This window comes from Streptosporangium sp. NPDC023963, from assembly GCF_040639135.1.
GTDB lineage: Bacteria > Actinomycetota > Actinomycetes > Streptosporangiales > Streptosporangiaceae > Streptosporangium.
Genome location: NZ_JBEZZK010000012.1, coordinates 95,113 through 114,188 on the forward strand (window position 1 = coordinate 95,113; position 19,076 = coordinate 114,188).

Annotated in this window: 7 protein-coding genes; all 7 read left to right on the top strand. The window is 73.3% G+C overall.

Annotated features, from left to right (window positions below; all coding sequences use genetic code 11):
• Positions 1-117 precede the first annotated feature (117 nt).
• The 7 genes from AB0F88_RS30130 (at position 118) to AB0F88_RS30160 (ending at position 18,899) form a co-directional block, all read left to right on the top strand.
• Positions 118-12,408, top strand: a complete 12,291-nt coding sequence (locus AB0F88_RS30130) for an amino acid adenylation domain-containing protein (protein WP_362691477.1) — start codon at positions 118-120, stop codon at positions 12,406-12,408.
• 91 nt (positions 12,409-12,499) lie between these two features.
• Positions 12,500-13,528 carry an iron-siderophore ABC transporter substrate-binding protein gene (locus tag AB0F88_RS30135; RefSeq protein WP_362691480.1) on the top strand — a complete coding sequence of 343 codons (1,029 nt, stop codon included), beginning with the start codon at positions 12,500-12,502 and terminating at the stop codon, positions 13,526-13,528.
• Between the two features lie 96 nt (positions 13,529-13,624).
• Positions 13,625-14,899 (top strand): lysine N(6)-hydroxylase/L-ornithine N(5)-oxygenase family protein, encoded by a 1,275-nt coding sequence (locus tag AB0F88_RS30140; protein WP_362691483.1) that lies wholly within the window; start codon positions 13,625-13,627, stop codon positions 14,897-14,899.
• Between the two features lie 131 nt (positions 14,900-15,030).
• Positions 15,031-15,336, top strand: a complete 306-nt coding sequence (locus AB0F88_RS30145) for a hypothetical protein (RefSeq protein WP_362691486.1) — start codon at positions 15,031-15,033, stop codon at positions 15,334-15,336.
• 185 nt (positions 15,337-15,521) lie between these two features.
• The gene (locus AB0F88_RS30150; RefSeq protein ID WP_362691489.1) at positions 15,522-16,454 is read left to right on the top strand and encodes a polysaccharide deacetylase family protein; all 933 of its coding nucleotides are present in this window, start codon (positions 15,522-15,524) and stop codon (positions 16,452-16,454) included.
• Between the two features lie 307 nt (positions 16,455-16,761).
• Entirely contained in the window at positions 16,762-17,919 is a 1,158-nt protein-coding gene (locus tag AB0F88_RS30155; RefSeq protein ID WP_362691492.1) for an alkaline phosphatase PhoX, read from the top strand.
• 110 nt (positions 17,920-18,029) lie between these two features.
• Positions 18,030-18,899 (top strand): sulfotransferase, encoded by an 870-nt coding sequence (locus tag AB0F88_RS30160; protein WP_362691495.1) that lies wholly within the window; start codon positions 18,030-18,032, stop codon positions 18,897-18,899.
• The last annotated feature ends 177 nt before the right edge of the window (positions 18,900-19,076 follow it).

A 19,076-nucleotide genomic window follows, 5' to 3' on the forward strand; every position in this document is an offset into this window, starting at 1 on the left:
TCCGTGCGGACACCAAAGGACAACGAACCCACCCCTCTGCAAAACCGGGTAACACCGATCAATTTAGGTAAGGCTAACCTTGTGTGGATTTAAGAGGCAAGGCTAACCTAAGTGTCAATGCGTGACAGCGTGCCCTACCCGGCCCCGAAGGAAGAGTTGAGCGTGCGGGAACAGCAGCAGGACGTCGCACGGCGGCGCGAACTGATGCGGCGGATGATGGCCGAGGCGGGGCTCGGCCCCGGCAGGGACCGCATCACTCCACGCCGCTCCGGTGGCCCGGCCCCGCTGTCCTACGCGCAGCAGAGCATGTGGCTGCACCACCGGACGTTCCCCGCCAGCCCCGCCTACAACGTGTGCCTGCTGGTACGCATGTCGGGCGCGCTCGACACCGGCGCGCTGCGCGAGGCGCTGCGCGCCCTCCTGCGCAGGCACGCGGTGCTGCGCACCGTCTACGGCGAGAACGACGAGGGGACGCCGTTCCAGCACGTCGTCGCCGACGACTCCCTCGACCTGCCGGTGCGCGACTGCGCCGAGGCCGACGCCGAGGCGTACGCCGCGCGGCTCGCGGCGCTCCCCTTCGACCTGCGCGCCGACCGGCCGATCCGGCTGGAGCTGCTCCGGTTCGGCGACGACGCGTACGGCCTGGTCCTGGTCGTGCACCACATCGCCTGGGACGGCATGACCTGGGGATCGCTGTCACGCGACCTGTCGGCCCTGTACCGCGCCGCCGTCTCCGGCGAGCCGCACGGCCTGCCCACGCTGACCGTGCACTATCCCGACTTCGCCGCCTGGGAGCAGAACCGCCCGCACCCGGCGGAGGAGATGGACTACTGGCGGCGGCGCCTCGACCCGCCGCCCGCGCCCCTCGACCTGCCCGCCGACCGCCCGCGCGGCGCGACCGCGTCCGAGCGGGGCGGGCGCAGGGCACGCCGCTTCGACGACGCCGTCGTCGCCGGGATGCGGGAGCTGGCCGCCGGGGAGAACCTCACCCCGTACATGGTGATGCTCGCCGCGCACGCGGTGCTGCTGCACCGCTACACCGGCGCGACCGACATCGCGATCGGCTCGGCCGTGATGAACCGCGAGCACACCGAGATCGAGCGGCTGGCCGGGAACTTCGGCAACACCCTCGTGCTGCGCACCGACCTGTCCGGCGCGCCCACCTTCCGCGAGGTCCTGCACCGGGTCCGCGACACCTGCACCGAGGGGTTCGCGAACCGGACGCTGCCCTACGACGCGATCGTGCGGGAGCTGCGGCCCGCCCGCAGGCGCGGCGGCTCGCCGTTCTTCGACACCATGCTGCTGTTCCTCGCCCAGGAGATCGGCGAGCTGGACCTGCCCGGCGTCGCCACGAGCTGGACGCACATCCACAACGGCACCACCCACTTCGACCTGTCGCTGGAGGCCTTCGTCCGGCCCGGCGGGATGACCGTCGAGGCCACCTTCCGGCGCGAGCTGTTCGACGACGAGCGCGTCGACGCCCTCCTCGCCCACCTGGAGACGCTGCTCGGCGACGCGGTGAGCCGCCCGGACCTGCGGATCGCCGACCTGGAGCTGCTCGGCGCGGCCGAGTCGGCCCTGCTCGCGGAGTGGAACGACACCTCGCGCCCCGTCCCGGACACGACGGTGACCTCCCTGTTCGAGGAGCAGGCCGCCCGCACCCCCGGCGCCGTCGCCGTCGGCGGCGACGGCGGGGCCACGCTCACCTACGCCGAGCTGGACCTGCGGGCCTCGGCCCTCGCCCGGACGCTGCGCGAGCGCGGCGCGGGACCGGGCGGGGTCGTCGCGCTGGCCCTGCCCCGCACCCCCGACCTGGTGGTCGCGCTGCTGGCCGTGCTGAAGTCGGGCGCCGCCTACCTGCCGCTGGACCTGGACCACCCGGCCGACCGGCTCGCCTACATGCTCCGGGACGCGGCCCCGCTCTGCGTGATCGCGACCCCGGAGACCGCCGCCCTCCTCCCGCAGGGAACCGCGACGCTGACCCCGGACGAGGCGTCCCCCGGCACGCTTCCCGAGCCGATCGCCGAAGAAGAGCCGTCGTGCCCGGTCCGGGGCGGCGACCTGGCGTACGTCATCTACACCTCGGGCTCGACCGGCCGGCCCAAGGGCGTGGCCGTCCCGCACTCCGCGCTCACCGCCTTCCTCCTCACCATGAGGGATCGCCTGGCCCTGGGCGCCGGCGACCGGCTGGTCGCGGTGACCACGATCGCGTTCGACATCGCCGCGCTGGAGCTGTACGTGCCGCTGGTCAGCGGCGCGACCGTCGTGCTCGCCGGGCGCGAGACCGTGCGCGAACCGGCGGCGCTGGGCGCGCTGCTCGCCGGGGCGACCGTCGTCCAGGGCACCCCGTCGCTGCTGGGCTCGCTGGACCCGTCCGCGCTGCGCGGGCTGCGGGTCCTCGTCGGCGGCGAGGCCCTCCCGGCCGCGCTCGCCGGGACCCTGCACGCGGTGGCGGCGTCGGCCGTCAACGTGTACGGGCCGACCGAGGCGACGATCTGGGCGACCTCCGCCGAGCTGCCGTCGTCCGGGATCGGCAGGCCGTTCCCCAACACCCGCGCGTACGTCCTGGACGCCGCGCTGCGCCCGGCCCCGGTCGGCGTCCCCGGCGAGCTCTACCTCGCGGGGACGCAGCTGGCCCGCGGCTACGCGGGCAGGCCGGGCCTGACCGCCGAACGCTTCGTCGCCGACCCCTTCGGCCCGCCCGGCGAGCGCATGTACCGCACCGGCGACCTGGCCAGATGGGGCCGCGACGGGACGCTGGAGTACCTGGGGCGCACCGACGACCAGGTGAAGATCCGCGGTTTCCGCATCGAGCCCGCCGAGGTGCAGGCCGTGCTCGCCGCCCACCCCGGCGTCGCCCAGGCCGCCGTCGTGGTCCGCGAGGACACGCCGGGCGAGAAGCGTCTGGTCGCGTACGTCGTGCCGGACGGCGACCTCGACGAGGCGGGCCTGCGGGCGGCGGCGGCCGGGGCACTGCCCGAGTACATGCTTCCCGCGGCGACGGTCCTGCTCGAGGCGCTGCCGCGCACCGTCAACGGCAAGCTCGACCGGGCCGCGCTGCCCGCGCCCGAGGTCCAGGCGTCGAGCCGGGGACCGCGTGACGACCGCGAGGCGGCGCTGTGCGCGGTCTTCGCCGAGACCCTCGGCCTGGAGTCCGTGGGCGTCGACGACGACTTCTTCGCCCTGGGCGGCCACTCCCTGCTCGCCACCCGCCTCGCCGGGCGGGTGCGCGCCGCGCTCGACGCCGAGCTCACCATCGCCGACGTCTTCGAGGCGCCCACGGTCGCCACGCTGGCGACCAGGCTGGTACGGGGCACCCGGCCGAGGGTCCGCGACGTGACCAGGCCCGCGATCGTGCCCGCCTCGCCCGCCCAGCGCGGCTTCTGGTTCGAGGAGCGCCTGCGCGGCCCCTCGGCCGCCGACGCGCTGCCGCTCGGCCTGCGGCTGTACGGGCCGGTCGACGTCGACGCGCTGCGCGCCGCGTTCGGCGACGTCGTCGCCCGGCACGAGGCGCTGCGCACCCTGCTGGAGGAGGGCCCCGACGGGCTGCCGGTCCAGCGCGTCCTCGACACCGGCGAGGCCGCCTTCGACGTGGTGGACGCGCGCGGCTGGCCGGAGGAACGGCTGCGCGCGGCCGAGACGAGGGCCGCCTCGCACGCCTTCGACCTCGGGGCCGACCTGCCCGTCCGGGCCACCCTGCTGCGGGTCTCCGCCGAGGAGGCTGAGGAGCCTGAGGAGTCTGTGCTCGTCGTGCTCCAGCACCACGCCGCCGCCGACGAGTGGTCGTTCACCCCGCTGCTCGCCGACCTGTCGCGCGCCTACACCGCCCGCACCGCGGGCACCGCGCCGGACTGGGCGCCGCTGCCCGTGCAGTACGCCGACTACGCCGTCTGGCGGAGCGAGTCCCCGGCCCCCGCCGGCCAGCTCGACTTCTGGGAGCGGACGCTGCGCGGGCTGCCCGAGGAGAGCGCGCCGCCGGCCGACCGGCCCCGTCCCGCCGAGGCGAGCCACCGGGGCGGGCTGGCGCCGTTCCGGCTGCCGCTGGCCGGGGCGCGACGGCTCGCCCTGGAGACCGGCACCAGCGTCTTCATGGTCCTGCACGCCGCCGTGGCCGCGCTCCTGCACCGGGCCGGCGCGGGCGACGACGTGGCGCTCGGCTCGCCCATCGCGGGCCGCCCCGACGAGGACCTCGCGGACCTGGTCGGCGTGTTCGTCAACCTCGTCGTGCTGCGCACCGACCTGACCGGCGACCCCACCTTCACCGAGCTCCTGGAACGGGTCCGCCACACCGACCTGGCCGCGTTCTCCAACGCGGACGTACCGTTCGAGCAGGTCGTGGAGCGCCTCGCCCCCGAACGCTCGCTCGCCCGCAGCCCGCTGTTCCAGGTGATGATCGTCCACCAGCGGCTGGAGGACGTGCGGCTGCGGCTGCCCGGCGTGCGCGCCGAGCCGTTCCTGCCCGAGACCGGCGGCGTCAAGTTCGACCTGGACATCTACTTCGCCGAGGGCGAGGAGCTGATCGAGGGGTTCGTCGCCTACGCCACGGACCTCTTCGACGCCGAGACCGTCACCGGCATGCTCACCGAGCTCGGCGCGCTGCTCGACCAGGTCACCGAGGACCCGGCGCGACGCCTGTCGTCGCTCGGCACCCCGCCCCAGGGACTCGCGCGGCCCGACACCGCCCGCGCGTTCGCCCCGCTCACCGTCGCCCAGCGGATCGAGGCGCAGGTGGCGCGCACCCCGCACGCCACGGCCGTCGTCGCCGGCGGTGTCACCGACGGCGACACCGACGGTGTCTCCGGCGGTGTCTCCGGCGGCGCGACGACCCTCACCTACGCCGAGCTGGACGAGCGCGCCGAGGCCCTCGCCGACCGGCTCGCCGCGGCGGGGGCGGGCCCCGAGGAGATCGTCGCGATCGCGCTGCCCCGCTCGGCCGAGCTCGTCGTGGCCCTGCTCGCCGTGCTCAAGACCGGCGCGGCCTACCTGCCGATCGACACGACCTACCCGCGCTCCAGGATCGACCTGATGCTCGGCACCGCCAGGCCGCTGCTGGTCCTCGGCGCCGACGAGCCGCCGCGGGACGCCCCGCCCCGCGCCCGGGCCGAGGTCCGCCCCGACCATCCCGCATACGTGATCTTCACCTCGGGATCCACCGGGACCCCCAAGGCCGTCGTCGGCACCCAGCGGGCGCTGGCCAACCGGCTCGCCTGGGGCGCGGGCCTCGCCCCCACCGGCGTGCGGGTCGCCAAGAGCTCACCGGCCTTCATCGACGGCAGCACCGAGCTGCTCGGCGGCCTCGTCGCCGGTGACACCGTCGTCGTCGCGGACGACGACACCGCCACCGACGCGCTCGCCCTGGCCGAGCTGATCCGCCGCCACGACGTGAACCTGGTGACGGTCGTGCCGAGCCTGCTGGCCGCGCTCGTGGAGACGGAAGAGGCGGGGGAGCGCGAGAACCTCGGTTCGGTCACCACGTGGGTGAGCAGCGGCGAGGCCCTGCCCGCCGCGCTGGCCGCGAGGGTCCCCGCCCGCCTGGTCAACCTGTACGGCTGCTCGGAGGCGGCCGGCGACAGCCTGGTCGCCGAGGGCGCCGGCGGGCTCGTCCCGATCGCCAACACCGTGGCGTACGTCCTGGACGCCGGGCTCCGCGAGGTCCCGGTCGGCGAGCTCTACCTGGCCGGGGACGGCCTGGCGCGCGGGTATCTCGGCGACCCGGCCCGCACCGCGGAGCGGTTCGTGGCCGACCCCTTCGGCCCGCCGGGATCGCGGCTCTACCGCACCGGCGACCGGGTGCGCCGCCGCCGCGACGGATCGCTGGAGTTCCTGGGCCGGGCCGACGACCAGGTCAAGATCCGCGGCTTCCGCATCGAGCCGGGAGAGGTCGAGGCGGTGCTCGCCGCGCGGCCCGGCGTGCGCCAGGCGGCCGTGGCGGCCCGCTCGGGGCCGCGCCTCGTCGGCTACGTCGTGGGCGAGCCGGACCTCGACCTCGACGCGCTGCGGGCCGGGCTCGGCGAGATCCTGCCCGACCATCTCGTCCCCTCCGTGCTCGTCGGCCTCGACGAGCTGCCGCGCACCCCCAACGGCAAGCTCGACCGGCGCGCGCTGCCCGAGCCCGCCGTCCGCGAGGGCCGGGCGCCGCGAACCGGCGCCGAGCGCGCCATCGCCGGGCTCGTCGCCGAGGCCCTCGGGCGGGACGGCGTCAACGCCGACGACGACTTCTTCCGCACCGGCGGCGACAGCATCAGCGCGGCCCTGCTCGTGGGACGCGCCCGCCGCGCGGGCCTCCCCTTCACCGTCCGCGACGTCTTCCGGCTGCGTACCGTCGAGGCCCTGGCCGGGGTCGCGGACCTCTCCGCCTCCGCCGGCACCGTGAACGGCACCGTGAAGGCCCCCTCCGGCGGCGCGCCCGCGGACGACGTGACGGTCCCGTCCGGCGAGACCCCGCCCGGCGAGGGCGAGGTCCTGTCCGGCGAGGTCGTGGCGGGCGGGCCGGTGGAGGGACGGGCCGAGCTGCCGCTGTCGCCGCTGCAGGAGGGCCTGCTGTTCCACCTGATGCTCGCCGGTGAGGACCGCGACATCTACGTCCAGCAGGCCGTGGTGACCCTGGCCGGGCCCGTCGACCCCGACCGGCTGGCCGGGGCCGCGCGCGAGGTGCTGCTGAAGTTCCCCAACCTGCGGGCCGGGTTCCGCACCGACGGCGGCCGTACCGTGCAGTTCGTCCCCGAGCACTTCGAGGTCGACTGGACCTACGCCGAGACCGGTGACCCGCAGGCGCTGGAGGCGTTCGTCGAGGCCCAGCGCGCCCGGCCGTTCGTCCCCGACGCGCCGCCGCTGATCCGCTTCGCGCTGGCGAGGGTGGGCGAGGACGACTTCCGGCTGGTGCTCACCTCCGAGCTGATCCTGCTGGACGGCTGGTCGGGCGGCCTGCTGGTCACCTCGCTGCTGGAGTTCTACACCGACTCCGGCACCGAGTGGGCCCGGCCCGCCGTCCCCTTCCACGCCTACCTCGACTGGGTGAACGCCCAGGACCGGCAGGCCACGATCAAGACGTGGGGCCGCAGCCTGGAAGGGCTCGACGAGCCGACCCTGCTGCGGCCCGAGCTGGCCGACCGCCCGGCCGACCTCGCCACCGCGGGGGAGATCCACCGCGCGCTGCCCGAGGACCTCGCCGCCCGGCTCGGCACCCTCGCCCGCGAGTCCGGCCTCACCCTCGGCACCCTGTACGAGAGCGCCTGGGGACTGCTCCTGGCCGGTCTCACCGGCCGCGACGACGTGGTCTTCGGCGTCTCGGTGTCCGGCCGCCACCCCGACGTCGACGGCGTCGAGTCCGTCGTCGGCCTGCTGTTCAACACCGTCCCCGTCCGGGTGCGCGCCTCGGCGGCCGACCCGCTGCGCACCGTCCTGGAGCGGGTGCAGACGTTCCAGTCGGAGCTGTTCGACCACTCCTACGTCGCGCTCGCCGACGTGCAGCGGGTGACGGGCCTCGGCACCCTCTTCGACACCCTCTTCGTGTTCCAGAACTTCCCCGGCATGCCCACCGGGCGCGGGTTCGGCCCCGGCGGCGACGTGCGGGTGACCGGCCGCCAGGTCCGCGACGCGACCCACTACCCGGTCACCATGGTCGTCGAGCCCGGCGCGGGCCTGCGCGTCATGTACCGGGGCGACGCCTTCACCGAGGCCGAGGCCGAACGGCTCACCGACCGGTACGTGCGCGTCCTGGAGACCCTCGCCGCCGCGCCCGACACCCCCTGCCACCGGCTCGACCTGCTCCTGCCCGACGAGCACGAGGGCCTGCGCCGCGACTGGGCCGAGGCCGAGCGGTCCGTCCCCGACCTGACCATCGCCGAGCTGCTCGCCGAGCAGGCCGCGCGCACCCCGGACGAGCTCGCCCTGGTCTCCCAGCCCGACACGCGGCTCACCTACGCCGAGCTGGACGCGGCGGCCAACCGCCTGGCCCGGCTGCTGAAGGCGCACGGCGCCGGTCCGGAACGGGTCGTCGCCCTCGCGCTGCCCCGCTCCGCCGAGATGGTCGTCGCGCTGTTCGCGGTGCTCAAGACGGGCGCCGCCTACCTTCCCCTGGAGCTGGACTACCCGGCCGACCGGCTCGACTTCATGCTGGCCGACGCCGCCCCCGCCTGCCTGGTCTCGCACCGCGACATCGCCGCCGGGCTGGCGAACCCCGGTTCCTCGATCCTGCTCGACGACCCCGCCGTGCGGGAGACGCTGGCGGGCCTGCCCGGCACCGGGCTGACGGCGGAGGAGCTGCCCGGCTTCGGCAGGGACGTGCCGGGACGGCTGGAGCACCCGGCGTACGTGATCTACACCTCCGGGTCCACCGGGCGTCCCAAGGGCGTGGTCACCCCCTACCGGGGCCTGACCAACATGCAGTTCAACCACCGGGCCAACATCTTCGACCCGGTGGTGGCCTCCGCCGGGCGGCGGCTGCGGATCGCGCACACCGTGTCGTTCTCCTTCGACATGTCGTGGGAGGAGCTGCTCTGGCTCATCGAGGGCCACGAGGTGCACGTGTGCGACGAGGAGCTGCGGCGCGACGCCGAGGCGCTCACCGAGTACCTGCGGCGCCACCGGATCGACGTCATCAACGTGACGCCGACCTACGCGCAGCAGCTGCTGGAGGAGGGACTGCTCGACGGCGAGCACCGCCCGCCGCTCGTGCTGCTGGGCGGCGAGGCCGTCCCGGCGGCCGTGTGGGACCGGCTCGCGGAGGCCGAGGGGGTGCTGGGCTACAACCTCTACGGCCCGACCGAGTACACCATCAACACGCTGGGCGGCGGCACCGAGGACAGCGCCACGCCCACGGTCGGCAAGCCGATCTGGAACACCCGGGGCTACGTGCTCGACGGCTGGCTGCGCCCGGTCCCGCCCGGCGCACCGGGAGAGCTCTACATCGCCGGGGCCGGCCTGGCCCGGGGCTACCTCGACCGGCCGGGCCTGACCGCGGAACGCTTCGTCGCCGACCCGTTCGGCGGCGGCCGGATGTACCGCACCGGCGACCTCGTACGGGTGCGCCCGGACGGCAACATCGACTTCCTGGGCCGTACCGACGAGCAGGTGAAGATCCGCGGTTACCGGGTCGAGCTGGAGGAGGTCGAGACCGCGCTGGCCGCCGAGCCCGGGGTCGGGCAGGCCGCCGTCATCGCCGCCGGCACCGAGGTGCCCGGGGTGAAGCGCCTCATCGGCTACGTGGTGCCCGACGGCGCCGCGCGCCCCGACGCCGAGCGCGAGCACCTGGCCGAGTGGCGGCAGATCTACGACGCCGAGTACACCGAGATCGGCACCGCCGTCCACGCCGAGGACTTCGCGGGCTGGGACAGCAGCTACGACGGCTCGCCCATCCCGCTGGAGCACATGCGCGAGTGGCGCGAGACCACCGTGGCCCGCATCGAGGACCTCGGGCCCAGGCGGGTGCTGGAGATCGGCGTCGGCACCGGCCTGCTGCTGTCGCGCCTGGCCCCCGGCCGCGAGGAGTACTGGGGCACCGACTTCGCGGCCCCCGTCATCGCCAAGCTGCGGGCCGACCTCGGCCCCGGCTCGCCGGTGCGCCTGAGCTGCCAGGCCGCGCACGACACCACCGGCCTGCCCGCCGGCCACTTCGACACGATCGTCGTCAACTCGGTGGTCCAGTACTTCCCGAGCGCCGGATACCTCGCCGACGTGATCGCCGCCGCGATGGACCTGCTCGCCCCCGGCGGCGCGGTGTTCGTCGGCGACGTGCGCGACCTGCGGTCGGTGCGCCTCCTGCACGCGGCCATCCAGCTCGGACGGGGAAGCGACGACGGCACCGGTACGGCGGCGATCGACCGGGCCGTGCGGATGGAGAAGGAGCTCCTCCTCGACCCCGCGTTCTTCGCCTCCCTCGGCCTGGCCGCGCGGGTGGAGGTCCGGACCAAGCGGGGCGTCCACCACAACGAGCTCAGCAGGCACCGCTACGACGTGACCCTCTGGAAGTCGCCCGCCGCGGCGCCCGCCGAGACCCCGGTCGTGGACTGGGCCGGAGCCGACGACCTGGCGGCCCGCCTGTCCGGCCGCTCCGGGCCGCTCCGGGTGCGCGCCGTCCCCGACCCCAGGCTGTCGGCCGAGCTCGCCGCGCTGCGCGCGCTGGAGGGCGGCGCCTCCCACCGGGAGGCGCGCGAGCTGCTGCGGGCACCGGCGGAGGGGATCGAGCCCGAGCTGCTGTACGCGCTCGACCCCGGCGTGGTGACCACCCCCTCGGACGAGGTCGGCCACTACGACGCCGTCTTCGGCGGAGGGGCCGCCTTCCTGCCGGCGGACCCGGACCGCAGGCCCGCGTCGTACGCGAACAACCCGGCGGCGGCCCGCGACCACGGGGCGCTCGCCGCGCGGGTGCGCGAGGGGCTCAAGAGGCGGCTGCCCGGCTACATGGTGCCGAGCGCGGTGGTCACGCTGGACGCGCTGCCGCTGACCGTCAACGGCAAGCTGGACCGGCGGGCGCTGCCCGCCCCCGACCGGCAGGGCCCGCGCGGGTCGGGCCGCGCCGCCAGGACCGCGGTGGAACACCTGCTGTGCACCCTGTTCGGCGAGGTGCTCGACGTCTCGGGCGTCGGCATCGACGACGGCTTCTTCGACCTGGGCGGGCACTCGCTGCTGGCGACCCGGCTGGTCGGCAGGGTGCGCGCGGTGCTGCGCACCGAGCTCGCGATCCGCGACCTGTTCGAGGCGCCGAACGTCGCCGAGCTGGCCACCCGGCTGCACGACCGGGCCGGTGCCACGCTCAGGCCCCCGCTGGCGCCCAGGGAGCGGCCCGAGCGCGTCCCGCTGTCGTACGCGCAGCGCAGGCTCTGGCTGATCGACCAGATCCTGCGCGAGGACGACGGCCCCCGCGAGGCGTACCACCTGCCGCTCGCCGTGCACCTGAGCGGCGAGCTGGACGTGGACGCGCTGCGCGCCGCGATCGGCGACGTGACGGCCAGGCACGAGAGCCTGCGCACCGTCTTCGCCGAGCACGAGGGCGTGCCCTACCAGCGGATCCTGCCGCCGGAGCGGGCGCGGCCGGTCCTGGAGATCACCACCTGCCCGCCCGAGGAGGTGATCGCGCGGCCGTTCGACCTCGCCACCGAGATCCCGCTGCGGGTCGCGCTCATCCCGGAGGGGGAGGACGAGCACCTGCTGCTCGCCGTGTTCCACCACATCGCGTTCGACGAGTGGTCCTTCGGGCCGTTCGCCGGGGACGTGGCGCGCGCCTACGCCGCGCGGCTGGACGGGACGGCACCCGAGGACATGCCGGAGTGGAAGCCGCCCGCCGTGCAGTACGCCGACTACACGCTCTGGCAGCGTGAGCTGCTCGGCGACCCCGTCGACCCGGGCAGTCTGCACGCCCGCCAGCTCGACTACTGGGCCAAGGCGCTGTCGGGCATGCCGGAGGAGATCCCGCTGCCGGTGGACCGGCCCAGGCCCGCCACCGTCGGCCAGCGCGGCGGGACCACGACCAGGCGGCTGCCCGCCTCGCTGGTCGAGCGGCTCCGCGAGCTGGCGCGCGGCGCCCAGGCCAGCATGTTCATGGTCTGCCAGAGCGCGGTCGCCGCGCTGCTGCACCGCGCGGGCGCGGGGGAGGACATCCCGCTGGGCAGCCCCGTCGCGGGCCGTACCGACGAGGCGGCCGGCGACCTGGTCGGCTTCTTCGTCAACACGCTCGTGCTGCGCGCCGACGCCTCGGGGGACCCCTCCTTCGCCGAGTTGCTCGCCCGCGTCCGCGACACCGACCTGGCCGGGCTCGCCAACCAGGACCTGCCGTTCGAGGCGCTCGTCGAGGCGCTGCGGCCCCCCCGGGTGCCCGGCAGGAATCCGCTGTTCCAGGTGATGGTCGGCTACGAGAACCAGGCCATGGGCGACGTCCGCTTCCCGGGGCTGCGGCAGCGGGAGGCGCTCTTCAGCCCGCCCGCGGCGAAGTTCGACCTCGACTTCATCTTCCGGGAGCGGGGGGAGGAGCTCCACCTCGTCGTCGACTACTCGGCCGACCTGTTCGACCCGGCCACGATCGACACGATGATCGGGGCGCTCGTCGGCGTGCTGGAGGCCGTCGCGGCCGACCCCGAGGCGCGCCTGGGCGACCTGCCCGTCACGCTCACGGCCCGTACGGTCACCGGCACCGGCACCGGCACCGGCACCGGCACCGGGACCGGCGACGGCCGCGACGGCGCGGCCCGGCGCGACGACGACCGCGAGGCGATGCTGTGCCGGGCGTTCGCCGAGGTCCTGGAGGTGGACGCGGTCGGCCCGCACGACAACTTCTTCGACCTGGGCGGGCACTCGCTGCTCGTCATGCAGCTGGTGCGCCGCATCCGGCGGGAGCCGGGCTGCGCCGGAGTGAAGGTCGCGACCCTCATGACAGCCCAAACCGTGGCAGAACTCATGAACCGCCTGGAATGAGGCGCTTCCCACAACCGTCAAAGATTGTTAGGTTAGGGAAGGCTAACCTAAAACTGACAGCCCTCCCGGGCTTTGGAAGGAACCCATACTCATGCGCGACACAATGCGCCGCCTGGCCGCGACCGGAACGCTGCTGCTGGGCCTCGGCCTGGTGGGCGCGTGCGCCGGCGAGAGCGGCGGGGCCGAACAGGCCGCCGCGAACGCCCCCGCGACCCAGACCGCCGGATTCCCGGTCACCATCAAGCACAAGCTCGGCACCACCACGATCGAGTCCGCCCCCCAGCGCATCGTCGCCCTCGGCGAGGTCGACCAGGACACCCTGCTCGCCCTGGGCGTGCAGCCGGTCGCCATGGCGGAGCTGACCGGAGTCCAGCCCGACGGGCTCGCCCCCTGGACCGCCCCGAAGATCTCCGGCACCAAGCCGACGCTGCTGAAGGCCGGAGAGGCGGGCTTCTCGCTGGAGCAGATCGCCTCGCTCAAGCCCGACCTGATCCTCGCGGGCGGCGACTACTACATCGACAAGGAGTACGCCAACCTCTCCCAGCTCGCGCCGACGACCGCCTACGAGACCGGCCCCGCGCAGGACTCGTGGCAGGTGGTGGCCCGCCAGGTCGCCAAGGCGGTCGGCAAGGCCGACGAGGGGGAGAAGCTCGTCGGCGACGTCGAGGCGAAGATCGCCTCGGTCAAGACCACCCACCCCGAGCTGGACGGCAAGAAGTTCGCGCTGACCAGCGTCTTCCCCTCCGGCAACATCGGCGTGATGAAGTCCGACACCGACATCAGCGTCCAGCTCTTCGGCCAGTTCGGGCTCGAGCTGCCCGAGGAGGTCAAGGCGCTTCCCGGCGAGGGCTTCGCGGCCGAGCTGAGCATGGAGAAGGTCGGGGTCCTCGACGTCGACCTGCTGCTCAGCCACTACAACGACGACGCGGCCACCCAGAAGAAGATCGAGGCCAACCAGCTGTTCGCCGGCCTCGACGTGGTCAAGCGCGGCTCCTACGTGCCGCTCGACCTCAAGGCGTTCTGGCCGCTGCGCACGCCGACGCCGCTGGCCGTCCCGTACGTGATCGACCAGGTCGTGCCCCAGGTCGCCAAGGCCGCCAAGGCCGCCGGCGGGGCCTGAACCACCCCGTCCGATCCCGTTCCATCCTGTTCGATGCCGCCCCCCGCCGCCGCCCGGCCGCGGGGGGACCATCCCTTCAGTACGTGAGAGGCGAACATGTCGAGCCCGGTCTATGACGTCGTGGGCATCGGTTTCGGCCCGTCCAACCTCGCGCTCGCGGTGGCCCTGGAGGAGGAGTACGGCGCCGGCGTGAACGCGGTCTTCTTCGAGAGGCAACCGAGGTTCGGCTGGCACCGCAACATGCTCATCGAGGGCGCCACGATGCAGGTCCACTTCCTCAAGGACCTGGTCACCCTGCGCAACCCCACCAGCTCCTACTCCTTCCTGTCCTACCTGCAGGAGAAGGGGAGGCTGGTCGACTTCATCAACCACAAGACCATGTTCCCCACCAGGCTGGAGTTCCACGACTACCTGGAGTGGGCCGCCGCCTCCTTCGCCGGCCTGGTGCGCTACGACTCCGAGGTCGTCGCGGTGCGCCCGCACGACGACGACACCCTCGAGGTCGTCGTGCAGCACGGCGACGAGCTGCACACCTGCCTGACCCGCAACCTCGTGATCGCGGTCGGCCTCGACCCCGTGCTTCCCGACGGCGTGCGGCAGGGCGAGCGGGTCTGGCACACCGAGGAGCTGCTGTCCCGGCTCGAGGCCCTCGGCGGGCGCGAGCCCGGGCGGTTCGTCGTGGTCGGCGCCGGGCAGAGCGCGGCCGAGACCGTCGAGCACCTGCACCGCACCTATCCCTCCGCGGAGGTCTGTGCCGTCTTCACCCGGTACGGCTACTCGCCGGCCGACGACAGCCCCTTCGCCAACCGCATCTTCGACCCGGAGGCCGTCGACCACTTCTTCACCGCGCCCGAAGACGTGAAGCGCATGCTGTTCGCCTACTCCCGCAACACCAACTACTCGGTGGTGGACCTCGACCTGATCGACGAGCTCTACCGGCGCTCCTACGCCGAGAAGGTCGCCGGGGTCCAGCGGCTGCGCATGCTGAACGCCTCCCGCCTGCTCGACGTGCACGACGACGGCGACACCGCCCGGGTCCGGATGTGCTTCCTGCCCACGGGCGAGGTGAGCACGATCGAGGCCGACGCGGTCGTCTGCGCGACCGGCTACCGCGAGCGCAACCCCCTCGACCTGCTCGGCGAGGCGCGCAAGCACTGCCACACGGGCGAGGCGGGCGAGCTGCTCGTGGAGCGCGACTACCGGATCGCCACCGACCCCGGTCAGACCTGGGGCGTCTACCTCCAGGGGGCCACCGAGGGCAGCCACGGGATCGCCTCGTCGCTGCTGTCCATGACCGCCGTGCGCACCGGCGAGATCGTACGCTCCATCGCCCGGCGCTCGGTGGCGGTCCCCCAGGTCGCGGAGATGTGACTCACCCGCCCCGGTCCGGCCACCCGCCGGCGGCCGGGAACGCCCGACACGTGCCGATCGGTTACGTGACTCTGTGTAGTCGAATGATTACGTTCGTCCTTGTCGTGTCCCGTACGTGACCGAGGAGGATCATGAACATCTTCATTCGCGACGCCGGCGTTGTTTTGGCCGGCGCGGTCCTGGCCGGTGCCGGGCTGCTCGTCGGCCTCCCGGCGGCCGGTGCGCACGCCGCGTCGTCCCGGGCGGCTCCGGCGGCCGTCTGCGAGCGGACGGCGGAGGCCGGCTGGATCTGTTTCCTGCGCTACTGCGACCGCTACTACTGCTATTACGACTGCTATCCCACCGCGCTCGCGCGCAACAGGGGAGACCGGCCCTCCGACACGATCCGCGTTCCCAAGCCCGAGGGGACGCCGCCCGCCCAGATCGAGAGGCCCTGACCCGTGTGAAGCCGTGAGGGTTCGTCTTCCGGAGCCGGTGGGGAGCGGTGTCCGCCACCTCCCACCGGCTCCGCGGGAGATCGCCGGTGATCCGGGAACCGCCGGGGCGGGCCGAGACCGTTCACAACAGGCCGTTCGCGACAATTGCCTGGACGTGCCCTTCACCACTCCTGCACGCTGCGGCTATGGATGACCACGCCTTCGAGCCCGCCACTCCCTCGGTTCTGTCGAGCGAGCTGCTGGGTTTCCCTCCCGACGCCCGGGTGCTCATCGTGAACAACGACGACTTCGGGATGTACCACGCGATCAACGCCGCGGTCGTCGACTCGATCGAGCAGGGGATCGCCAGTTCGTGCAGCCTGATGGTGCCGTGCCCGTGGGCGCCGCACGCCATGCACCTGCTTCGCCGGCGGCCGGAGATCCCGTTCGGGATCCACCTCACCCTGTTCTGCGACACGACCCACTACCGGTGGGGGCCGCTGACCGCGAAGGAGAAGGTGACCTCGCTGCTCGACGAGACGGGTGAGCTGTTCACGCCCGCCCAGGTTCCCGAGCTTCTCGCCCGGGCTCGTCTGGACGAGGTGGAGCTCGAGTTCCGCGCACAGGTCGACGCCGTGGTCGGCACCGGGCTGGCGCCGACCCATCTGGACTGGCACTGCCTGGCCGACGGGGGACGTGACGACATCTTCGACCTGACCGTGGCGCTGGCCGAGGAGTACGGCCTGGCGGTGCGGGTCTGGCTCGAACCCGGACGCCGGAAGGCGCGACGGCGGGGCCTGCCGGTCACCGACAACGACTTCCTGGACAGTTTCGGTCTCGACGTCGACGGCAAGGCGGCGCGGTACGCCGAGCTGCTGCGCGACCTGCCGGCCGGCCTGAGCGAGTGGGCGGTGCATCCCGGCCTGGGCAACGAGGAGTCGCGGGCGATCGACGGCGGTTGGCGCGTACGCCGGACCGACTACGAGTTCCTGACATCGCCGGAGGCACGCGAACTCATCCGGCGGGAGGGGATCGTCGTGACCGACTACAGGACCGTCCAGCAGGCCTGGGCGCGGACCGGCACACCCCGGCAGGTCGGCGGCGCGCCCTGCGGCACGACGGCTCCTCGCGTTCGGTGATCAGGTGGCGCGATCGTGTCCGGCGCGCAGGAGCACGAGAGCGGCCGCGGTGACATGCCCGCTCTTCCCCGGGCGGAGGCCGACGTTCCGCAGGGCCTGGAGCGAAAGGCGCGGTTATCTCCATCCGCCCTGCCGGGAACGGCGTTTGCCGCAGAACACCATGGATGTATCTCCCTATCCCACTGCAATCAGCACATACAGGCCATATGCCGTTAACCGTATTAACCGCCAGGTGTTCACCGGTGCTCCTACCGTTGGGATCGCTCAGGGAAGTGGTTCTGCTGATCCTCGTCTTGGAGGTTCACCGATGGAACGCCGCACATTCCTTCGCGCCTCGGTGCTCGGTACGAGCACCCTGGCCCTCACCGGAAGTCTCTGGCAGGACGCCGCCCTCGCGGCCCCGGCCCAGAACGCCCCTGGTCCCTACGGCCCCCTGCTGGCCGCCGACGCCAACGGCATCCAGCTCCCGGCCGGGTTCACCAGCCGGGTGATCGCCCGATCGGGCCAGGTGGTTCCCGGCACCTCCTACACCTGGCACAGCGCCCCCGACGGCGGCGCCTGCTTCGCCGACGGCAGCGGGTGGATCTACGTGTCCAACTCGGAGATCAACCCCGGCGGCGGCGCCTCGGCGATCCGCTTCGACTCCGCGGGCAACGTGGTCTCCGCCTCCTCGATCCTGTCGGGCACCCGGCAGAACTGCGCGGGCGGCGCGACGCCGTGGAACACCTGGCTGTCGTGCGAGGAGGTCGACCGCGGCTTCGTCTACGAGACCCGCCCCTTCGGGGGCGCGGCCACACAGCGCCCGGCCATGGGTCGTTTCAAGCACGAGGCGGCGGCGGCCGACCCGGTCCGCAAGGTCATCTATCTCACCGAGGACGAGACCAACGGGCGGTTCTACCGGTTCGTCCCCACCACCTGGGGGGACCTGTCCTCCGGCACGCTGCAGGTGCTGCGCGCGGGCTCCGCGACAAGCGGCTCGTTCACCTGGGCGAACGTCCCGGATCCCGACGGCTCCCCGACCGCGACCCGCAGCCAGGTCTCCGGATCGAAGTCCTTCAACGGTGGCGAGGGGTGCTACTACGCCGACGACACGGTGTGGTTCACCACCAAGGGCGACAACCGGGTCTGGCAGGTCAACGTCGCCGCCGGCACCTACGAGCTCGCCTACGACGACAGCCTCGTCAGTCCCGGCACCGCCCCGCTGACCGGCGTGGACAACGTCACCGGCTCGACCTTCGGCGACCTCTACGTCGCCGAGGACGGCGGCACCATGGAAATCTGCCTGATCACCGCCGACGACACCGTCTCCCCGTTCCTGCGCGTCGGCGGCCAGGGGTCCTCGGAGATCACCGGTCCGGCCTTCACCCCCGCCGGCGACCGCCTGTACTTCTCCTCCCAGCGCGGCACGTCCGGTTCCTCCTCCGGGGGCATCACCTACTGCGTGACCGGCCCGTTCCGTACCTGATCCGTGACCGGGGGAGGGTCGCGCCGTGCGGCGGCGGCCGCACGGCGCGGCACCCCAACGCACAGGTCACGTTCACTTTCCGGACGCCTTGGATCCCTACGGTGCTGGTCATGGCGTGGAAGACCAGAGTCAACACGGCTCTCGAAGGGATGACGGGCTACAACATCACCCGGGTGCGGCGCAGGGTCGCACCCCCACCCCCACCCCCACCCCCGCAGCCCGTGGACGTTCCCCGGCCCCCGGCCGATCCGGAGACCGACCGGCTGCTGCGCGAACCGGTGTTCGTGCTGTCGCCGGTGCGGTCCGGCTCCACCCTGCTGCGCGTCATGCTGAACAGCCACTCCCGGATCCACGCGCCGCACGAGCTGCACGTGCGGCGCCTGGCGGTCACGCTGACCACCGACCCGCTGCGCCAGGCGATGGAGGCGCTCGGCCTCTCCGCCAGCGACATCGAGCACATCCTGTGGGACCGCATGCTCCACCGCGAGCTGGCCGGGAGCGGCAAGCAGATCATCGTCGACAAGACGCCCAGCAACGTCTTCGCCCACCGGCGCCTCGCGACCTGCTGGCCCGACGCGCGCTACATCTTCCTGATGCGCCATCCCGCCTCGATCGCCCTGTCGTGGCACGAGGCCGCCCCGTTGGAGCGCCCCTGGGCCGAGGCGGTCCGGCACACCCTGCAGTACATGCGCCACCTCGCCGAGGCCAGGCGGACGCTCGACGGGCTCACCCTGACCTACGAGGCGCTCGTCGCCGATCCGGAGAAGGAGATGCGGCGGGTCTGCGGCCATCTCGGGGTCGGCTACGAGCCCGGCATGATCACCTACGGTGACCACGGGCACGGGGAGTTCGTGAAGGGCATCGGAGACTGGCGCGACAAGATCAGGACCGGCAGGGTCCAGCCGGGCAGGCCGCTGCCCGCCCCCGAGGAGATCCCGGAGGAACTGCGCGAGATCTGCGCCGAGTGGGGGTACCTCTGACCGATCGCCCCGCGACCCCCGGGGACGGCCTCCCGCCCTCGCGGGAACCCGGGTGCGGGGAGCGTGACCCCCGATGACCTTCGTCGCCCAAGGTGACACGCGGTCGACGGGAAGATGAATTCTGTGTATGAAATCCCATGAGCTGCATACATGTCGTCTGAGGTGTCATATCCGGGG

What these genes read in the sequence shown, in the direction of transcription:
- AB0F88_RS30145 (WP_362691486.1), top strand. Translation starts at nt 15,031, where the DNA reads ATGAACATCTTCATTCGCGACGCCGGCGTTGTTTTGGCCGGCGCGGTC.
- AB0F88_RS30160 (WP_362691495.1), top strand. Translation starts at nt 18,030, where the DNA reads ATGGCGTGGAAGACCAGAGTCAACACGGCTCTCGAAGGGATGACGGGC.
- AB0F88_RS30140 (WP_362691483.1), top strand. Translation starts at nt 13,625, where the DNA reads ATGTCGAGCCCGGTCTATGACGTCGTGGGCATCGGTTTCGGCCCGTCC.
- AB0F88_RS30150 (WP_362691489.1), top strand. Translation starts at nt 15,522, where the DNA reads ATGGATGACCACGCCTTCGAGCCCGCCACTCCCTCGGTTCTGTCGAGC.
- AB0F88_RS30135 (WP_362691480.1), top strand. Translation starts at nt 12,500, where the DNA reads ATGCGCGACACAATGCGCCGCCTGGCCGCGACCGGAACGCTGCTGCTG.
- AB0F88_RS30155 (WP_362691492.1), top strand. Translation starts at nt 16,762, where the DNA reads ATGGAACGCCGCACATTCCTTCGCGCCTCGGTGCTCGGTACGAGCACC.
- AB0F88_RS30130 (WP_362691477.1), top strand. Translation starts at nt 118, where the DNA reads ATGCGTGACAGCGTGCCCTACCCGGCCCCGAAGGAAGAGTTGAGCGTG.